We start from the raw sequence: 16,368 nt of genomic DNA, 5'->3' as shown, positions 1-16,368 counted from the left end.
GAGAATCGACACACCGTGGCATCGACTGCTGATTTCAAGAACGGCCTGGTCCTCAACCAGGAGGGCCAGTTGTGGCAGATCATCGAGTTCCAGCACGTGAAGCCGGGCAAGGGCCCCGCCTTCGTGCGCACGAAGCTCAAGAACGTCGTCTCCGGCAAGACGGTCGACAAGACCTTCAACGCCGGCGTCAAGGTCGAGGTCGCCACCGTCGACCGCCGTGACTTCAGCTACCTGTACCACGACGGTTCCGACTACGTCTTCATGGACGGCGAGACCTACGACCAGATCAACCTGGACGAGGCCAAGGTCGGCGACGGCGCGAAGTTCCTGCTCGAGAACATGCAGGTCCAGGTCTCGATGCACGAGGGGGAGGCGCTCTTCGTCGAGCTCCCCATCTCGGCCGAGTACGTGGTCCAGCACACCGATCCGGGCCTGCAGGGCGACCGCTCGACCGGCGGCACCAAGCCCGCCACGCTGGAGACCGGCGCCGAGATCAACGTTCCGCTGTTCATCAACACCGGGGACAAGCTCAAGGTCGACACCCGTGACGGCAGCTACCTGGGGCGCGTGAACTCCTAAGTGCCCGAGCAGTCTGACAACCGGCGCCCGAAGAAGTCGGGCGCCCGACACCGGGCGCGCAAGCGCGCCGTCGACCTGCTGTTCGAGGCGGAGGCGCGCGGCGTCACCGATCTCGACGGCCTATTGGCGGAGCGCCGGCAGCTCGCCGCCGACGACGCGGCGGTCGCGCCCGTCTCCGAGTACACCGCGACGCTGGTCACCGGCGTCGGCCTCGACGGCGACCAGATCGATTCCGTGATCTCCTCGCACCTGACCGGCTGGACGCTCACGCGCCTGCCGGCGGTCGATCGCGCGATCATGCGCATCGCGGTCTGGGAGCTGTTCAACGCTGTCGACGTGCCCCCGGCGGTCGTGGTCGACGAGGCCGTCGAGCTCGCCAAGGAACTCTCGACCGACGAGTCGCCGACGTACCTCAACGGCGTGCTGGGCAAGGTCGCCACGCTGGCGCCGCAGGTCCGGGCCGCCGCGGCGGCGCAGCCCGCCGAGCGCCCGGAGTAGCCGCTCAGCTCTTCAGGCGCTCCGCCAGGGCGCGGGCGTTGCGCAGCGCGAGCGCCTGCACCACACCGATGGGGTGCACGCCGCTCGCGGTCGGCAGCATCGAGGCGTCGGCGATCACCACGTTCGGCACGTCCCACAGCGCGCCCTCGGGGTTCGCCGCCCCGCGGCGTTCGGACGAGGCCATGCGCGCGGTGCTCATCGGCTCCTGCGAGCCCAGTGCGATCTCGCCGACGCCGTAGCCGGCCGCGTGCGAGCGTTCGAGGAACCGCTCGACGGAGCGGTCGCCCGGCACGTGGTCGCCGCCCCGCTGCTGGCCGGTGAAGATCCGCCGGGCCCCCGCCGCCTCGAGGATGCGGACGGCGGTGTCCACACCGGTGCGCAGGTGCGCCCGGTCGGCCTCCGCCAGGTCGTAACGCACCGAGGGCTCGCCGGAGGCGTCCATGACGACCTCCCCGGCGCCGCGATCGCGCAGCACCGCACGCACGATCGACAGGTGCGGGAACTGCCGCATCACGTTGAGGTGTTCCACGGGGTTGCGCCACGGCACGAAGCTGGACGCCAGCGCGGGCGTCAACGGGACGGTCTCGTAGCGCACGCCGAAGCCCTTGCCGTCCAGGTTCGCGTGCGCCTCGCAGAGCCGGGTCGACGGCGCGCCCTGCCACGGTTCGACCGACTCGGCGAACAGACCGACCGCCGTCGCCGAAGGGTGCAGGTGCAGGTGCTTGCCGACGTGCGGGCCGCCGATGCCCGAACGGGCCAGCAGGGCCGGCGTCTGGAAACCGCCGGCCGCGACCACGACGGCGCTGCAGCGCACCGTCAACCACGAGCCGCCGGACGTGCGCGCGATGACCGTCCGGGCGCGGCCGCCCTGCGTCTCGATGGACCGGGCCTGCGCGCCCGTCACGATCCGCGCGCCCTTCTTCTCGGCGTCGCGCAGCCAGGTTCGGCCGGCGTTCTGCTTCGCGGCGACGCGGCTCGCAGGCCCCCAACGGCCCTCGGTCTCGACGTCGTCCGCCAGGCCGACGGCGCTCACGGGCAGGTCGAGCGCGCGGCACCCCGTCTCGAGGATCACGTCGCGCGCCGACGGGACGCCGGCCCCGTCGGAGACGCCCGAGCGCTGCCACACCTCGGCCAGCGCGGCGTCCAGGTCGGGGCCGGTCTCGATACCGCGCGCGGCCCAATCCGCGCGCACCTCCTCGGGCGGTACGAAGTAGCCGCCGTGCGAGACGGCCGTTCCGCCGCCGAGGCACCGTGCCGTCAGCAGGTAGGACTGCGCGTTCTCGGTCCAGAACGGACCGGGCGAGTACAACTGCGCGAGGTTGTCGAGATCGGAATCGCCCACCTCGGAGGGGACGAGATGGTCGCCGTGCTCCAGGACGAGGACATCGAGGCCCGCTTCGGCCAGTGCCGCCGCGGCGACCGACCCGCCCGCGCCGGAGCCGATCACCACGACGTCGCACGCCGTCGAGGCGTCGATCTCGTAGCGGGTGGGGGACAGCGGACGCTGCGCGCGCAGGGCCCGGGCACGCGGCCTCTTGAGCGGCGTCTGGCGCGGGTAGCCGATCGCCGCCATCAGTTCGGCGCCCGGGCCGTGCTCGCCGTCGGCACCTCCCGCGGCGTAGTAGGCGAGCAGCGCGATGTTGCGCAGGCGTTTGAAGAGCATCCGCTTCTGGACGAACCGCGAGCGCGAGAGGTCCACCAGGACGCGCTCCCGGTCGGCGATCGGGAGATCGGCGAACCGCTGGCCGCGGGTGCCCAGCACGGTGGTGCAGAAGACGCGGTTGTCGAAGAGCGACAGGGACTGCGACAGGGTCACGCCGTCGCTGTCGCGCGGACTCCGATCGGCATAGGAAACGGCGAGGTCACCGGCCCGGAGATCGCTCGCGGACGGGATCGCCACACCGTCTCCGGGGGCGAAGGCGTCGACGATGGCGGACAGCGTGGTGCGTTGCCTGGTCGACAATTCCATGACCTGAACGTACTGGTATGCTTCGTGCTGCATCAAGGCATCCTTTTCAGTCCGTCCAGAGAGGCGGAGCGAGCCGTCCGGAGAGGCGGAGAAGGAGGTCACGTGGCTCGGGAACTCATGTCCGCGGCCGATGTCACCCGTACGGTGGCGCGGATCGCGCATCAGATCATCGAGAAGACGGCCTTAGACACCGTGCCGGCGGGTGACGGAGCGGATCCCGCTCATCCCCGCGTCGTCATCTTCGGCATTCCCACGCGCGGAGCGGTTCTCGCCGCCCGGCTGGCCGCCGACATCGAGGAGTTCTCCGGCGTCGCTGTGCCCGTCGGCCACCTCGACATCACGCTCTACCGCGACGATCTGCGGCACAAGCCCCACCGGCCCCTCGAGCGCACCACGGTGCCGCCGCAGGGCGTCGACGGTGCGCTGGTCATCCTCGTCGACGACGTCCTGTACTCGGGGCGGACGGTGCGCGCCGCCCTCGACTCGCTCCGCGACATCGGCCGGCCCGCCGCGGTGCAGCTCGCGGTCCTCGTGGACCGCGGCCACCGCCAGTTGCCGATCCGCGCCGACTACGTGGGCAAGAACATCCCGACCTCCCGCCAGGAGGACGTGCAGGTCCGGCTGCAGGAGAAGGACGGCGAGGACGCCGTGGTGATCTCCGAGCTGCCGGCCCCCGATTCGACGAAGGGCGGCGACCAGTGACCCGGCACCTGCTCTCCGCCGCGGACCTGAGCCGCGCCGAGGCCGAGGAGATCCTCGACGAGGCGGACCGGCTCCAGCAGGCGCTGCTCGGCCGCGAGGTCAAGAAGCTGCCCACTCTCCGCGGCCGCACCGTGATGACCGTCTTCTACGAGAACTCCACCCGCACCCGCGTCTCCTTCGAGGTGGCGGGCAAGTGGATGAGCGCCGACGTGATCAACGTCTCCGCGTCCGGCAGCTCCGTCGCCAAGGGCGAGTCGCTGCGCGACACCGCGCTCACGCTGCACGCCGCCGGAGCCGACGCGCTGATCGTCCGGCACCCGGCGTCCGGCGCGGCGCAGCAGATCGCCGCGTGGACCAACTCCGCGGCGGCGCTCGGCGGCCTGCCCGGCCCCGTCGTGATCAACGCCGGCGACGGCATGCACGAGCACCCCACCCAAGCGCTGCTCGACGCGCTCACCCTGCGCCAGCGGCTCGGCGGAATCGAGGGCCGGCGGGTCGTCATCGTCGGCGACGTGCTGCACAGCCGGGTCGCCCGGTCGAACGCGCTGCTGCTGTCGACGCTCGGCGCCGAGGTCGTCCTCGTCGCTCCGCGCACGTTGCTGCCGGTGGGCGTCGAGACCTGGCCGGTCACCGTCTCCGATTCGCTCGAGGCCGAGCTGCCCGGCGCCGACGCGGTGATGATGCTGCGCGTGCAGGCCGAGCGCATGAACGGCGGCTTCTTCCCGAGCGAGCGCGAGTACTCGGTGCGCTTCGGCCTGGGGCCCCAGCGCGCCGCCCTGCTGCCGGACCACGCCGTCGTGCTGCACCCCGGACCGATGCTGCGCGGCATGGAGATCGGCTACTCGGTGGCCGACTCCGCACAGGCCGCGATCCTCCAGCAGGTCAACAACGGCGTGCACGTCCGCATGGCGGTGCTCTTTCACCTCCTCGCGAAGGAAGGAAGCCCCGAATGAGCTTGCTGCTGAAGAACGTCCGTCCCTACGGCGAGGGCGAACCGGTCGATGTCGCGACGGCCGGCGGCGAGATCACCGCCATCGGAGCGGACCTCGTCCCGGCCGAGGGTGCGGAGGTGATCGACGGTGGCGGCAGGGTTCTGCTGCCCGGCTTCGTCGACCTGCACACGCACCTGCGCGAACCGGGGCGTGAGGACACCGAGACCATCGAGTCGGGTTCCGCCGCGGCGGCACTCGGCGGGTACACCGCGGTCTTCGCGATGGCCAACACCAGCCCGGTGGCCGACTCCGCCGTCGTCACCGACCACGTCCACCGGCGCGGCCAGGAGGTCGGCCTCGTCGACGTGCACCCCGTCGGAGCCGTCACCGTGGGCCTCAAGGGTGAGAAGCTCGCGGAGATGGGCATGATGGCCGCCGGCACGGGCCGGGTGCGCGTGTTCTCCGACGACGGGGTCTGCGTGGCCGACCCGCTGCTCATGCGCCGCGCGCTCGAGTACTCCGCCTCGCTGGGCGTGGTCATCGCGCAGCACGCGGAGGAGCCGAGGCTGACGAAGGGCGCCGTGGCGCACGAGGGCCCCGAGGCCGCGCGCCTGGGCCTCACGGGATGGCCGCGCGCCGCCGAGGAGGCGATCGTCGCCCGCGACGCCCTGCTCGCCCGCGATGCCGGCGCTCGCGTGCACATCTGCCACGCCTCGACGGCGGGCACCGTCGAACTGCTCACGTGGGCCAAGGGCCAGGGCATCGCGATCACCGCCGAGGTGACCCCGCACCACCTGCTGCTCGACGACTCGCGGCTGCAGACCTACGACGCCGTGAACCGGGTGAACCCGCCGCTGCGCGAGGCGTCCGACGTGGCCGCGCTGCGGAAGGCGCTGCGGGACGGTGTGATCGACTGTGTCGCCACCGACCACGCCCCGCACGCGGACCAGGACAAGTGCTGCGAATTCGCCGCGGCCCGGCCCGGCATGCTCGGGCTGGAGACGGCGCTGGCGATCGTCGCGCGGGTCTCGGTCGAGACGGGTGACATGACCTGGCGCGATGTCGCCCGGGTGATGAGCGAGAAGCCCGCGCAGATCGCCCGGCTCGACGATCAGGGCCGACCGATCGGCGTGGGCGAGCCCGCGAACCTGACGCTGATCGACCCCGACCTGGGCTGGACCGTGCGCGCCGACGAGCTCGCGAGCCGCTCGCGCAACACGCCCTTCGCCGAGCTCGACTTCCGGGCCAAGCCGGTGCTGACGGTGCTCCGCGGGCGTGTGACCGCCCGCGACGGTGTCGCCTCCGAGCCGGGGACCGGGGGGCGGGCGTGAGCGTCAGCGACTTCGCCACGCTCCTGCTGGTGCTCGTGGTGCTCGCCGGCCTGTTCTCTCTCATGGCGCTCGGCTGGCGCCGCCGCGGGCAGCGCCAGGCCGCCTCGGTGGGGGAGATCCCCAGTACGCCCGAGCAACTCAGCGAGCTGGTCTTCGGCCCGGTGTCCGGCGTCTACGTCGGCAGCACCGTGGCTCCGCACTGGCAGGACCGGGTGGCAGTGGGGGACTGGGGCTACCGGGCCACGGTGAACCTGAGCCGCTATGCGGACGGCTACCTGATGGAGCGCGGGCGCGGTAACCCGATGTGGATCGCCGACGAGCACCTCGTCGAGGTGCGCCGGGCCTCCAAACTGGCGGGCAAGGTGATGCCCGGTGACGGACTGCTGGTGCTCCGCTGGGAGCTGCCCACCGGCACCGTCGTGGACACGGGATTCCGGGCCGACGACAAGACGACGTATCGAAAACTGATGGACGTGAGGGAAAGTTAGATGGCTGCCGACAACAAAGCACTGCTGGTTCTCGAGGACGGAACCGTGCACCGCGGGGTCGAGTTCGGCGCCGTCGGGCAGACCCTCGGCGAGGCGGTCTTCTGCACCGCGATGACCGGGTACCAGGAGACGCTCACCGACCCGTCGTACGCGCGGCAGATCGTGGTGGCGACGGCCCCGCAGATCGGCAACACCGGCTGGAACGACGAGGACGACGAGAGCCGCGGCGACAAGATCTGGGTCGCCGGCTACGCCGTGCGCAACCCCACCCGGCGGGTGAGCAACTGGCGCGCCAAGGGATCGCTGGAGGGTGAGCTCGTGGAGCAGGACGTCGTCGGCATCGCCGGCATCGACACCCGCGCGCTGGTGCGTCGCCTGCGCGACCACGGCTCCATGCGCGCCGGCGTCTTCTCCGGCGAGGCGCTCGCGCCCGAGACCGAGCTCCTGGACCGCGTGCGCGCGCAACCGTCGATGAAGGGGCAGAACCTGATCGGCGAGGTCTCGACGACCGAGTCCTACACCATCGAGCCCCAGGGTGAGCCGCGCTTCACCGTGGTCGCCGTCGACCTCGGCATCAAGACCAACACCCCGCGCATGTTCGCCGAGCGCGGCATGCGGGTGCACGTCGTGCCCTCGACCATCACCCTCGACGAGGTGCGCTCGTTCAACCCGGACGGCTTCTTCCTCTCCAACGGCCCGGGCGACCCGGCCACCGCCGAGCACGAAGTGGAGTTGACCCGTGGTGTGCTCGACGCCGGGCTGCCCCTGTTCGGCATCTGCCTCGGTAACCAGCTGCTGGGCCGCGCTTTCGGCCTGCAGACCTACAAGATGAAGTTCGGCCACCGTGGCATCAACATCCCGGTCGTGGAGCACACCACCGGCCGGATCTCGATCACCGCGCAGAACCACGGCTTCGCGCTCGAGGGCGAGCGCGGCGCCGAGTTCGACACGCCCTTCGGCCGCGGCCGGGTCAGCCACGTCTGCGCCAACGACGGAGTGGTGGAGGGGGTCGAGCTGCTCGACGGCCGCGCCTTCTCCGTCCAGTACCACCCGGAGGCCGCGGCGGGACCGCACGACGCCGCCTACCTCTTCGACAAGTTCGCGACTGTTATGGGAGACAAGTAATGCCACGGCGCACCGATATCCAGCACGTCCTGGTGATCGGCTCGGGCCCGATCGTGATCGGCCAGGCCTGCGAGTTCGACTACTCCGGCACCCAGGCCTGCCGCGTGCTCCGCGCCGAGGGCCTGCGCGTCTCGCTGGTGAACTCCAACCCGGCGACGATCATGACCGACCCCGAGTTCGCGGACGCCACCTACATCGAGCCCATCACCCCGGAGTACATCGAGAAGGTCATCGTCGCCGAGCGTGACAAGGGCTTCCCGATCGACGCCGTGCTCGCGACCCTGGGTGGCCAGACGGCCCTCAACGCGGCCGTCGGCCTGCACGAGCAGGGCATCCTGGACAAGTACGGCATCAGCCTGATCGGTGCCGATTTCGACGCCATCCAGCGCGGCGAGGACCGGCAGAAGTTCAAGGACATCGTCGCCAAGATCGGCGGCGAATCGGCCCGCTCCAAGGTCTGTTTCACCCTGGACGAGTGCAAGGAGACCGTCGCCGACCTCGGTTACCCCGTCGTGGTGCGGCCCTCCTTCACCATGGGCGGCCTCGGCTCCGGCATGGCCTACGACGAGACCGACCTGATCCGCATCGCCGGTGCCGGCCTGGCCGCCTCACCGACGGCGAACGTGCTCATCGAGGAGTCGATCCTCGGCTGGAAGGAGTACGAGCTCGAGCTGATGCGCGACGGCCGGGACAACGTGGTGGTCGTCTGCTCCATCGAGAACGTCGACCCGGTCGGCGTGCACACGGGTGATTCGGTCACCGTCGCGCCCGCGATGACCCTCACCGACCGCGAGTACCAGGTCATGCGCGACCAGTCGATCGCCATCCTCCGCGAGGTCGGCGTGGACACCGGCGGCTGCAACATCCAGTTCGCGCAGAACCCCCGTGACGGCCGCCTCGTCACCATCGAGATGAACCCGCGCGTCTCGCGCTCGTCGGCGCTCGCTTCCAAGGCGACCGGCTTCCCGATCGCCAAGATCGCCGCGAAGCTCGCCGTGGGCTACACCCTCGACGAGATCCTCAACGACATCACGGGCGAGACCCCGGCGTGCTTCGAGCCGACGCTCGACTACGTCGTGGTCAAGGCCCCGCGCTTCGCCTTCGAGAAGTTCCCCGGTGCCGATGACACCCTCACCACCACGATGAAGTCGGTGGGCGAGGCGATGAGCCTCGGCCGCAGTTTCGCCGAGGCCTTCGGCAAGGTGATGCGCTCGCTCGAGACCAAGCGCCACGGCTTCTGGACGGGCGCGCCCGTCGAGGGCACGCTCCAGGAGCTGCTCGAGGAGATCAAAGTTCCCAAGGACGGCCGCTTCTACCTGATCGGCCGCGCCTTCGAGTTGGGCGCCACGGTCGAGCAGGTCTTCGACTCGACCGCGATCGACCCCTGGTTCCTGGAGGAGATCAAGGCCGTCATCGACCTGGGGACGCGCGTCCGCGACGCGGATCTGACGCCGGACCTGGTGCGGTTGGCCAAGACCCACGGCTTCTCCGACCTGCAGATCGCCGAGCTGCGCGGTATCGGTGAGGACGAGGTCCGCGCCTACCGGCACGAGCACGACGTCCGGCCCGTGTACAAGACCGTCGACACCTGCGCCGCCGAGTTCGAGGCGAAGACCCCGTACCACTACAGCAGCTACGAGCTGGACCCGTCGGCCACCAGCGAGGTCGCCCCGCAGACCGAGCGGCCCAAGGTGCTCATCCTCGGCTCGGGCCCCAACCGCATCGGCCAGGGCATCGAGTTCGACTACTCGTGCGTCCACGCCGCGCTCACGCTGAGCGAGGCGGGCTACGAGACGGTGATGATCAACTGCAACCCGGAGACGGTCTCGACCGACTACGACACCGCCGACCGGCTCTACTTCGAGCCCCTGACCTTCGAGGACGTCCTCGAGGTCTACCACTCGGAGCAGCGCTCCGGCGAGGGCGGTCCGGGCGTCGTCGGCGTCATCGTGCAGCTCGGCGGGCAGACCCCGCTGGGCCTGGCCGCGCGGCTCAAGGCGGCGGGCCTGCCCATCGTCGGCACGTCGCCCGAGGCCATCGACCTGGCCGAGGACCGCGGCGAGTTCGGTCGCGTGCTCACCGAGGCGGGGCTCCCGGCACCGAAGTTCGGGACCGCCACCACGGCCGACGGTGCGCGCGAGGTCGCCTCCGGCATCGGCTACCCGGTGCTCGTGCGCCCCTCGTACGTGCTCGGCGGCCGCGGCATGGAGATCGTCTACGACGAGCGGGCCCTGCTCGACTACATCTCCCGCGCCACGGAGCTCGCGCCGGACCGCCCGGTCCTGGTGGACCGCTTCCTCGAGGACGCGGTGGAGATCGACGTGGACGCCCTGTGCGACGCCACCGGCGAGGTCTTCATCGGCGGCATCATGGAGCACATCGAGGAGGCCGGTATCCACTCCGGCGATTCGGCGTGCACGCTGCCGCCCACCACGCTCGGCCGCGCCGACATCGACGCGGTGCGCACCGCCACCGAGGCGCTCGCCCGCGGCATCGGCGTCCACGGCCTGATGAACGTGCAGTACGCGCTCAAGGACGACGTGCTCTACGTCCTCGAGGCGAACCCCCGCGCCTCGCGCACCGTGCCCTTCGTCTCGAAGGCCACCGCGGTGCAGCTCGCGAAGGCCTGCGCCCGGGTCATGCTGGGGCAGACCATCGCCGAGCTGCGCGAGCAGCAGATCCTGCCCGCCGAGGGCGACGGCTCGCAGATGCCGATCGACGCACCGGTATCGGTGAAGGAGGCGGTGCTGCCCTTCAATCGGTTCCGCCGCGCGGACGGCACCGGCGTCGACTCGCTGCTCTCGCCCGAGATGAAGTCGACCGGCGAGGTGATGGGCGTCGACCGCGACTTCGGCACGGCCTTCGCCAAGTCGCAGACCGCGATCAGCGGCTCGCTGCCGGCCACCGGCAAGGTCTTCGTCTCGGTCGCCAACAAGGACAAGCGCGCCCTGATCTTCCCGGTCAAGCGCCTCGCCGATCTCGGTTTCACCATCGTGGCGACGGAGGGCACGGCGGACGTGCTGCGGCGCAACGGCGTCCAGGCCGAGACCGTGCTCAAGCACTCCGACGTGATCCCCGAGGGTGAGCAGTCCATCGTCGAGAAGATCAAGGCGGGCGAGATCGGCCTGATCATCAACACCCCGTACGGCAACGCCGGTCCGCGTGTGGACGGCTACGAGATCCGCACCGCCGCGGTCCAGGCCTCCGTGCCGTGCGTGACCACGGTGCAGGGCGCCTCGGCCGCGGTGCAGGGCATCGAGGCCGCGCTCCGGGGCGGCATCGGGGTCAAGAGCCTGCAGGACATGCACGCGGCGCTGGTGAACCGGTGACCCTCGCGGGCACCTTCGGCCGGAGGGTCACCGATGCCGTCGCGGCGCGCGGCCGGCTGGTCGTGGGCATCGACCCGCACCCGCCGTTGCTCGCCGCCTGGGGGCTGTCCGACGACGCCGCCGGCGTCCGGGAGTTCGGCCTGCGGTGCGCCGAGGCCTTCGCGGGTGAGATCGGATTCATCAAGCCGCAGGTGGCCTTCTTCGAGCAGTTCGGCTCGGCGGGGCTGGCCGCGCTCGAAGAGGTGCAGGCGGCGTGCCGCGACGCCGGCGCCGTGGTGATCGCCGACGCCAAGCGCGGCGACATCGGTTCCACGATGGCGGGCTACGCCCGCGCCTGGCTGGGTGATTCCGCACTGGCGGCCGACGCGGTCACCCTGTCGCCGTACCTGGGCTACGGCTCACTGTGGCCCGCCATCGACGCGGCCCGTGCCGCCGGGCGCGGCGTCTTCGTCCTCGCCCGCACCTCCAACCCCGAGGGCGCGCAGGTGCAGGCCGACGGGGTCGGGCAGCGCATCGTCGACGACGCCCGGGCGGACAACGCCGACGGGACCGGCACCGTCGGCCTCGTGGTGGGTGCCACGCGCGAGCACGGGCTGGACCTGGACGGCTTGAACGGGCCGATCCTGGCACCGGGGCTCGGGGCGCAGGGCGCCACCCCGTCGGACCTCGCCGCGATCTTCGGCACCGGCGCGACCGTGCTGCCCAACTCCTCGCGACAGGTGCTCGGTGCGGGCCCGGATGCGGGCGCGCTGCGGTCCGCGGCGCTGTCCGTGCGGGACGAGGTCGAGCGCGCGCTCGGCTGATCCGTCCTCGGCGGATCCCGTCCTGGCTCGGACCGGCGGCGCTATCGTCGATGGCGTGAACGTCGATGTGACACCGCTGCCCGGCATCGGAGTACGGAAGGACTTCGAGCTCGTCACCGGTAGGCGCGTGGGGGTCGTGGCGCACCGCGACGGCACCGTCGAACTGTTCCTCTCGGAACGCGACGACCCCGACGCGTGCGCCGCGCAGGTACCCCTCTCCAGTGAGGAGGCGGGCGTGCTCGCCAACCTCCTGGGCGCGCCGCAGCTGGTCAACCAGCTCCGCGCCGAACAGCGCGAGCTCGAGGGCATCAACACCCGGCAACTGCCGATCGTCGCGGGCTCGCCGTACGACGGGCGCACCCTGGGGGAGACGCAGATGCGCACGCGGACCAAGGTCTCGCTGGTCGCGGTCATGCGAGCGGGCGAGGTGCAGCCCTCGCCCGGCCCCGAATTCGTCTTCACCGCGGGCGACCTCCTGGTGGTCGTCGGTACCGCCCAGGGCATCGAGGCCGCCGCGCAGATCCTGTCGAACGGGTGACGCTCCACCTCGACGAGAACACCGTCGCGCTGATCGAGCTCGGCGCCGTCTTCTTCGTCCTGGGCTTCCTCGGCCGCGCCGCGAGCCGGTTCGGCATCTCGCCGATCCCGCTCTACCTCATCGGCGGTCTCGCCTTCGGCGTCGGCGGGGTGATCCCGCTCGGTGAGGCGTCCGACTTCAGCCACACCGCCGGGGAGATCGGCGTCGTCCTGCTGCTGCTCATGCTGGGTCTCGAGTACACCGCCACCGAGCTCATCACGGGACTGCGGCAGTCCTGGCTGGCCGGTGTGCTCGACATCGTGCTCAACGCCACCCCCGGCGTCGTGGTGGCGCTGATCCTGGGCTGGGGGCCGACGGGGGCGCTGGTGCTCGCGGGTGTCACCTACATCTCCTCGTCGGGCATCGCGGCGAAAGTACTCAGCGATCTCGGGCGCCTCGGTAACCGCGAGACGCCCGTCGTGCTGTCGGTGCTGGTCTTCGAGGACCTCGCGATGGCGGTCTACCTCCCGATCCTGACCGCCATCCTCGCGGGCCTGGGCCTCGCCGGTGAGGTCTCGGCGGTGACCATCGCGGTGGTGGTCGTCAGCGTCGTGCTGATCTCGGCAGTGAAGTACGGGCACCGCGTCTCCGCGCTCGTCTACAGCGACGACCGCGAGGTCTTCCTGCTCAAGCTGATCGGGGCGGCGCTGCTGGTCGCCGGCGTGGCGTCCGCGCTGCAGGTGTCGGCGGCGGTGGGGGCCTTCCTCCTGGGCATCGCGATCTCGGGCTCGATCGCGCACGAGGCGACGCGGCTGCTCGAGCCCCTGCGCGACCTCTTCGCCGCCCTGTTCTTCGTGGTCTTCGGGCTGAACACGGACCCGCGCGCGATCCCGCCCGTGCTCGGGTGGGCGGTCGTGCTCGCGGTCGTGACGACGGTGACCAAGCTCGCCACGGGCTGGTGGGCCGCGCGCCGCGTGGGCGTCAAGCGGATGGGCCGGGCGCGCGCCGGAGCGGCACTGGTGGCGCGTGGTGAGTTCTCGATCGTCATCGCCGGGCTGGCCGTGACGGCGGGCGCCGTGGACGGGCGGGTGGCCGCGCTGGCGACCACGTACGTGCTGATCATGGCCGTCCTCGGACCGATCATCGCCCGCGTCGTGGAACCCGCCGTGCGGGCGGGGGAACGCGCGGTCCGCAGCGTACGGACCGGAGCGGACGCGTCGGTGGGATGAGTGCGCCGGGACGCCCGACACGCCCGGACGCGATCGCGGGTCCAGGTATTTTCCCAGGTCACATGAGTTTCACCCGTCACATCGCGGGATCCCGTCCGGTTCGGTCCTACCTATCTGAAAGCATTGTGGTGCAACGGTTCTCGATTGCAACATGAGTGTCGGAACGGGCGCTCGACCGGGGTGCCCCGCCGTCGCCTACATCACCGCCAAACCGCAGGTGAGAGGGGGGTGGGGTTCCCATCCCGAGCGAAACGTGGGTACCGTCGCAGGAGTCGCACGTTCGCGGCAAAGACCTAAGAACATCGAAGACGGAGGAATCGTGGCCCTTCCCCAGTTGACCGACGAGCAGCGTGCCGCTGCTCTGGAGAAGGCAGCTGCCGCTCGCCGCGCCCGCGCTGAACTGAAGAACCGACTCAAGGGTGGCACCACCACCCTGCAGCAGGTGCTGAAGGACGCGGAGTCCGACGAGGTCATCGGCAAGATGAAGGTCTCGGCGCTGCTCGAGGCCCTGCCCAAGGTTGGCAAGGTCAAGGCTCAGGAGCTGATGACCGAGCTGGAGATCGCCCCCACCCGCCGCGTGCGTGGTCTGGGCGACCGGCAGCGCAAGGCGCTGCTCGAGAAGTTCTCCGCCTGACACTCAGTGTCCGGAGAAGTTCCCGCGGGCCGGAGGGGCCGACTGGTTGTACTGGTCGGCCCCTCCGCCGTCGGTAAGTCATCAGTGGTCGGCCGGCTCCGCTCGGAGGTGCCCGACCTGTTCTTCTCGGTCTCCGCCACCACGCGCGATCCGCGCCCCGGTGAGGTGGACGGCCGGGACTACCACTTCGTCGGCGAGAGCGGATTCGACCGTCTCATCGCCGACGGCGACCTGCTCGAATGGGCCGAGATTCACGGCGGGCTGCAGCGATCCGGCACGCCGGCGCGCCCCGTCTTCGAGGCGCTCGAAGCCGGGCGCCCGGTCCTGGTGGAGGTCGACCTGGCCGGTGCCGCCAGCGTGAAGGCGGCGCTGCCGGAGGCCGTGACGGTCTTCCTCAGCCCGCCGAGCTGGGACGAGCTGGAGCGCAGGCTCCGCGGCCGCGGCACGGAGAGCGCGGAGAAGATCGAGCGCCGGCTCGAGACCGCGCGGGCCGAAATGGCGACCCGGGACGACTACGACGCGGTGATCGTCAACGACGACTTGGACCGCGCGGTGTCGGACTTGGTATCCTTGCTGGTCGGCGCCGGCGACCAGCGGGCGTAGTCCGGTCCCGCACCGCGCGTAGACTGGGCACAAGAGCGAATTTCGTGAAGTTCGATAACGTAGGAGACGCGTGAGCACCACCACTGAGACCGTGTACGACCAGCCGCTCGGCATCACCAACCCGCCGATCGACGAGCTGCTCGAGCGCACCTCCTCGAAGTACGCCCTCGTGATCTACGCGGCCAAGCGCGCGCGTCAGATCAACGACTACTACAACAGCCTCTCGGACGGCATCCTCGAGTACGTGGGCCCGCTGGTCGAGCCCGGCCTGCACGAGAAGCCGCTGTCGATCGCGATGCGCGAGATCCACGAGGATCTCCTGGAGCACACCGAGGGCGAGTGAGCTGACAGCCCCATGATCATCGTCGGCGTCGGCGGCGGCATCGCCGCCTACAAGGCGTGCGCACTGGTCCGGCATTTCACTGAGCGCGGGTACGAGGTGCGGGTCATCCCCACCGAGTCCGCGCTCAAGTTCGTGGGCGCGGCCACGTTCGAGGCGCTGTCCGGCAACCCCGTGCAGACGGGGGTGTTCGAATCGGTTCCCGAGGTGCCGCACGTGCGCCTGGGGCAGAACGCCGACCTCGTGGTGATCGCACCCGCCACCGCTGATCTCATGGCGCGAGCAGCACAGGGTCGCGCGGACGATCTGCTGACGGGCACACTCCTCACCGCACGCTGCCCGGTGGTCTTCGCGCCGGCCATGCACACCGAGATGTGGGAGCACCCGGCCACCCGCGCCAATGTCGCCACCCTGCGCGAGCGCGGCGCCGTCGTCATCGAGCCGGCGTCCGGCCGGCTCACCGGCAAGGACACCGGGGCTGGTCGCCTCCCCGAGCCCGACGAGATCGGCGCCCTCGCCGACGTCCTGCTCGAACACCCGGGGGCGTTGAACCGCGACCTCGAGGGCCGGAAGGTCGTCGTCTCCGCGGGCGGCACCAAGGAGGCCCTGGATCCGGTCCGCTACCTCACCAACCGCAGCTCGGGGAAGCAGGGCTACGCCCTGGCCCGGCTCGCCGCGCAGCGCGGCGCCGATGTCACGCTCGTGGCGGGGAACACCGTCGGCCTCGCCGATCCCTCGGCGGTCGACGTGGTGCGCATCGCCTCCGCCCTGGATCTGCAGGCGGCCATGACCGAGCACGCCGCCGACGCCGACCTGGTCATCATGGCCGCGGCGGTGGCCGATTACCGGCCCGCCGACGTGGCCACCACCAAGCTCAAGAAGGGCACGGACGGTCGGAGCGAGGCGCTGGAATCGATCACCATGATCGAAAACCCCGATGTGCTCGCCGGCCTCGTCGCCGCGCGTCGGGCCGGTGCCCTGCGCGCGGACGCGGTGATCGTCGGTTTCGCCGCCGAGACGGGGGACGAGGGCGGTTCCGTCCTCGACTACGGACGGGCCAAGCTGCGTCGCAAGGGATGTGACCTGCTGGTCCTCAACGCCGTCGGCGACGGCCGCGCCTTCGAGGTGGACGAGAACTCCGGCTGGCTGCTCGGGGCGGACGGCGGCGAGACCGCCCTGCCCCTCGGCTCGAAGTCGGCCATGGCGGCGCGCATACTGGATGCCGCTGCCACTCGGGTGCACGCCGCCCGCTAGCTTTTCCTAGTTCGCCATTGCAAAACGAGAGGACG

16 protein-coding genes are annotated in these 16,368 nt (G+C 70.9%); 15 read left to right on the top strand and 1 reads right to left on the bottom strand.

The genetic code is table 11. From position 1 onward, the window contains the following. Positions 1-15 precede the first annotated feature (15 nt). Together efp and nusB are read left to right on the top strand one after the other, a co-directional pair. Complete coding sequence (efp, locus tag FK268_RS00565; protein ID WP_146430158.1) at positions 16-579, top strand: elongation factor P; 564 nt, start codon at positions 16-18, stop codon at positions 577-579. Beyond that, the gene (gene nusB / locus FK268_RS00560; protein ID WP_146430156.1) at positions 580-1,077 is read left to right on the top strand and encodes a transcription antitermination factor NusB; all 498 of its coding nucleotides are present in this window, start codon (positions 580-582) and stop codon (positions 1,075-1,077) included. A gap of 4 nt (positions 1,078-1,081) precedes the next feature. Here the strand turns inward: nusB and FK268_RS00555 are convergent, their stop codons facing one another. Next, entirely contained in the window at positions 1,082-3,079 is a 1,998-nt protein-coding gene (locus FK268_RS00555) for an FAD-dependent oxidoreductase (protein ID WP_158636006.1), read from the bottom strand. Between the two features lie 69 nt (positions 3,080-3,148). On the opposite strand from FK268_RS00555, the gene pyrR reads away from it, so the two are divergent. The 13 genes from pyrR to coaBC all read left to right on the top strand — a co-directional run bounded on the left by pyrR (position 3,149) and on the right by coaBC (position 16,333). Continuing rightward, positions 3,149-3,748, top strand: a complete 600-nt coding sequence (pyrR, locus tag FK268_RS00550) for a bifunctional pyr operon transcriptional regulator/uracil phosphoribosyltransferase PyrR (RefSeq protein ID WP_269434200.1) — start codon at positions 3,149-3,151, stop codon at positions 3,746-3,748. After that, a complete protein-coding gene (locus FK268_RS00545; RefSeq protein ID WP_146430152.1) occupies positions 3,745-4,701 on the top strand; it encodes an aspartate carbamoyltransferase catalytic subunit in 957 nt (318 codons plus the stop codon). Before pyrR ends, FK268_RS00545 begins: the two co-directional genes overlap by 4 nt. After that, positions 4,698-6,011 (top strand): dihydroorotase, encoded by a 1,314-nt coding sequence (locus FK268_RS00540; protein ID WP_146430150.1) that lies wholly within the window; start codon positions 4,698-4,700, stop codon positions 6,009-6,011. The genes FK268_RS00545 and FK268_RS00540 overlap by 4 nt, the downstream gene beginning before the upstream one ends. Then, positions 6,008-6,499 (top strand): PH-like domain-containing protein, encoded by a 492-nt coding sequence (locus FK268_RS00535; protein ID WP_146430148.1) that lies wholly within the window; start codon positions 6,008-6,010, stop codon positions 6,497-6,499. The genes FK268_RS00540 and FK268_RS00535 overlap by 4 nt, the downstream gene beginning before the upstream one ends. Continuing rightward, entirely contained in the window at positions 6,500-7,624 is a 1,125-nt protein-coding gene (carA, locus tag FK268_RS00530; RefSeq protein ID WP_146430146.1) for a glutamine-hydrolyzing carbamoyl-phosphate synthase small subunit, read from the top strand. After that, the gene (gene carB / locus FK268_RS00525) at positions 7,624-10,953 is read left to right on the top strand and encodes a carbamoyl-phosphate synthase large subunit (protein ID WP_146430144.1); all 3,330 of its coding nucleotides are present in this window, start codon (positions 7,624-7,626) and stop codon (positions 10,951-10,953) included. Before carA ends, carB begins: the two co-directional genes overlap by 1 nt. Further along, on the top strand, positions 10,950-11,756 hold the full coding sequence (pyrF, locus tag FK268_RS00520) for an orotidine-5'-phosphate decarboxylase (protein WP_146430142.1): 807 nt from the start codon (positions 10,950-10,952) through the stop codon (positions 11,754-11,756). Before carB ends, pyrF begins: the two co-directional genes overlap by 4 nt. Before the next feature lie 55 nt (positions 11,757-11,811). Continuing rightward, the gene (locus FK268_RS00515; RefSeq protein WP_146430140.1) at positions 11,812-12,294 is read left to right on the top strand and encodes a cation:proton antiporter regulatory subunit; all 483 of its coding nucleotides are present in this window, start codon (positions 11,812-11,814) and stop codon (positions 12,292-12,294) included. Then, positions 12,291-13,502 (top strand): cation:proton antiporter, encoded by a 1,212-nt coding sequence (locus tag FK268_RS00510; RefSeq protein ID WP_146430138.1) that lies wholly within the window; start codon positions 12,291-12,293, stop codon positions 13,500-13,502. The genes FK268_RS00515 and FK268_RS00510 overlap by 4 nt, the downstream gene beginning before the upstream one ends. 319 nt (positions 13,503-13,821) lie before the next feature. Beyond that, positions 13,822-14,136 carry an integration host factor, actinobacterial type gene (mihF, locus tag FK268_RS00505; protein WP_166443435.1) on the top strand — a complete coding sequence of 105 codons (315 nt, stop codon included), beginning with the start codon at positions 13,822-13,824 and terminating at the stop codon, positions 14,134-14,136. A gap of 6 nt (positions 14,137-14,142) precedes the next feature. After that, the gene (gmk, locus tag FK268_RS00500; protein ID WP_146430136.1) at positions 14,143-14,739 is read left to right on the top strand and encodes a guanylate kinase; all 597 of its coding nucleotides are present in this window, start codon (positions 14,143-14,145) and stop codon (positions 14,737-14,739) included. Between the two features lie 70 nt (positions 14,740-14,809). Continuing rightward, positions 14,810-15,082 (top strand): DNA-directed RNA polymerase subunit omega, encoded by a 273-nt coding sequence (rpoZ, locus tag FK268_RS00495; RefSeq protein WP_068520856.1) that lies wholly within the window; start codon positions 14,810-14,812, stop codon positions 15,080-15,082. Positions 15,083-15,094: 12 nt separating this feature from the next. Then, complete coding sequence (gene coaBC, locus FK268_RS00490) at positions 15,095-16,333, top strand: bifunctional phosphopantothenoylcysteine decarboxylase/phosphopantothenate--cysteine ligase CoaBC (RefSeq protein WP_146430134.1); 1,239 nt, start codon at positions 15,095-15,097, stop codon at positions 16,331-16,333. The last annotated feature ends 35 nt before the right edge of the window (positions 16,334-16,368 follow it).

Source organism: Tsukamurella sputi, from assembly GCF_007858445.1.
Taxonomy (GTDB): domain Bacteria; phylum Actinomycetota; class Actinomycetes; order Mycobacteriales; family Mycobacteriaceae; genus Tsukamurella; species Tsukamurella sputi.
Note: the sequence above shows the minus strand (reverse complement) of the source record. Positions and strands in the feature narration are given on the sequence as shown.

What these genes read in the sequence shown, in the direction of transcription:
- FK268_RS00555 (WP_158636006.1), bottom strand. Translation starts at nt 3,079, where the DNA reads ATGCAGCACGAAGCATACCAGTACGTTCAGGTCATGGAATTGTCGACC.
- FK268_RS00540 (WP_146430150.1), top strand. Translation starts at nt 4,698, where the DNA reads ATGAGCTTGCTGCTGAAGAACGTCCGTCCCTACGGCGAGGGCGAACCG.
- carA (WP_146430146.1), top strand. Translation starts at nt 6,500, where the DNA reads ATGGCTGCCGACAACAAAGCACTGCTGGTTCTCGAGGACGGAACCGTG.
- carB (WP_146430144.1), top strand. Translation starts at nt 7,624, where the DNA reads ATGCCACGGCGCACCGATATCCAGCACGTCCTGGTGATCGGCTCGGGC.
- coaBC (WP_146430134.1), top strand. Translation starts at nt 15,095, where the DNA reads ATGATCATCGTCGGCGTCGGCGGCGGCATCGCCGCCTACAAGGCGTGC.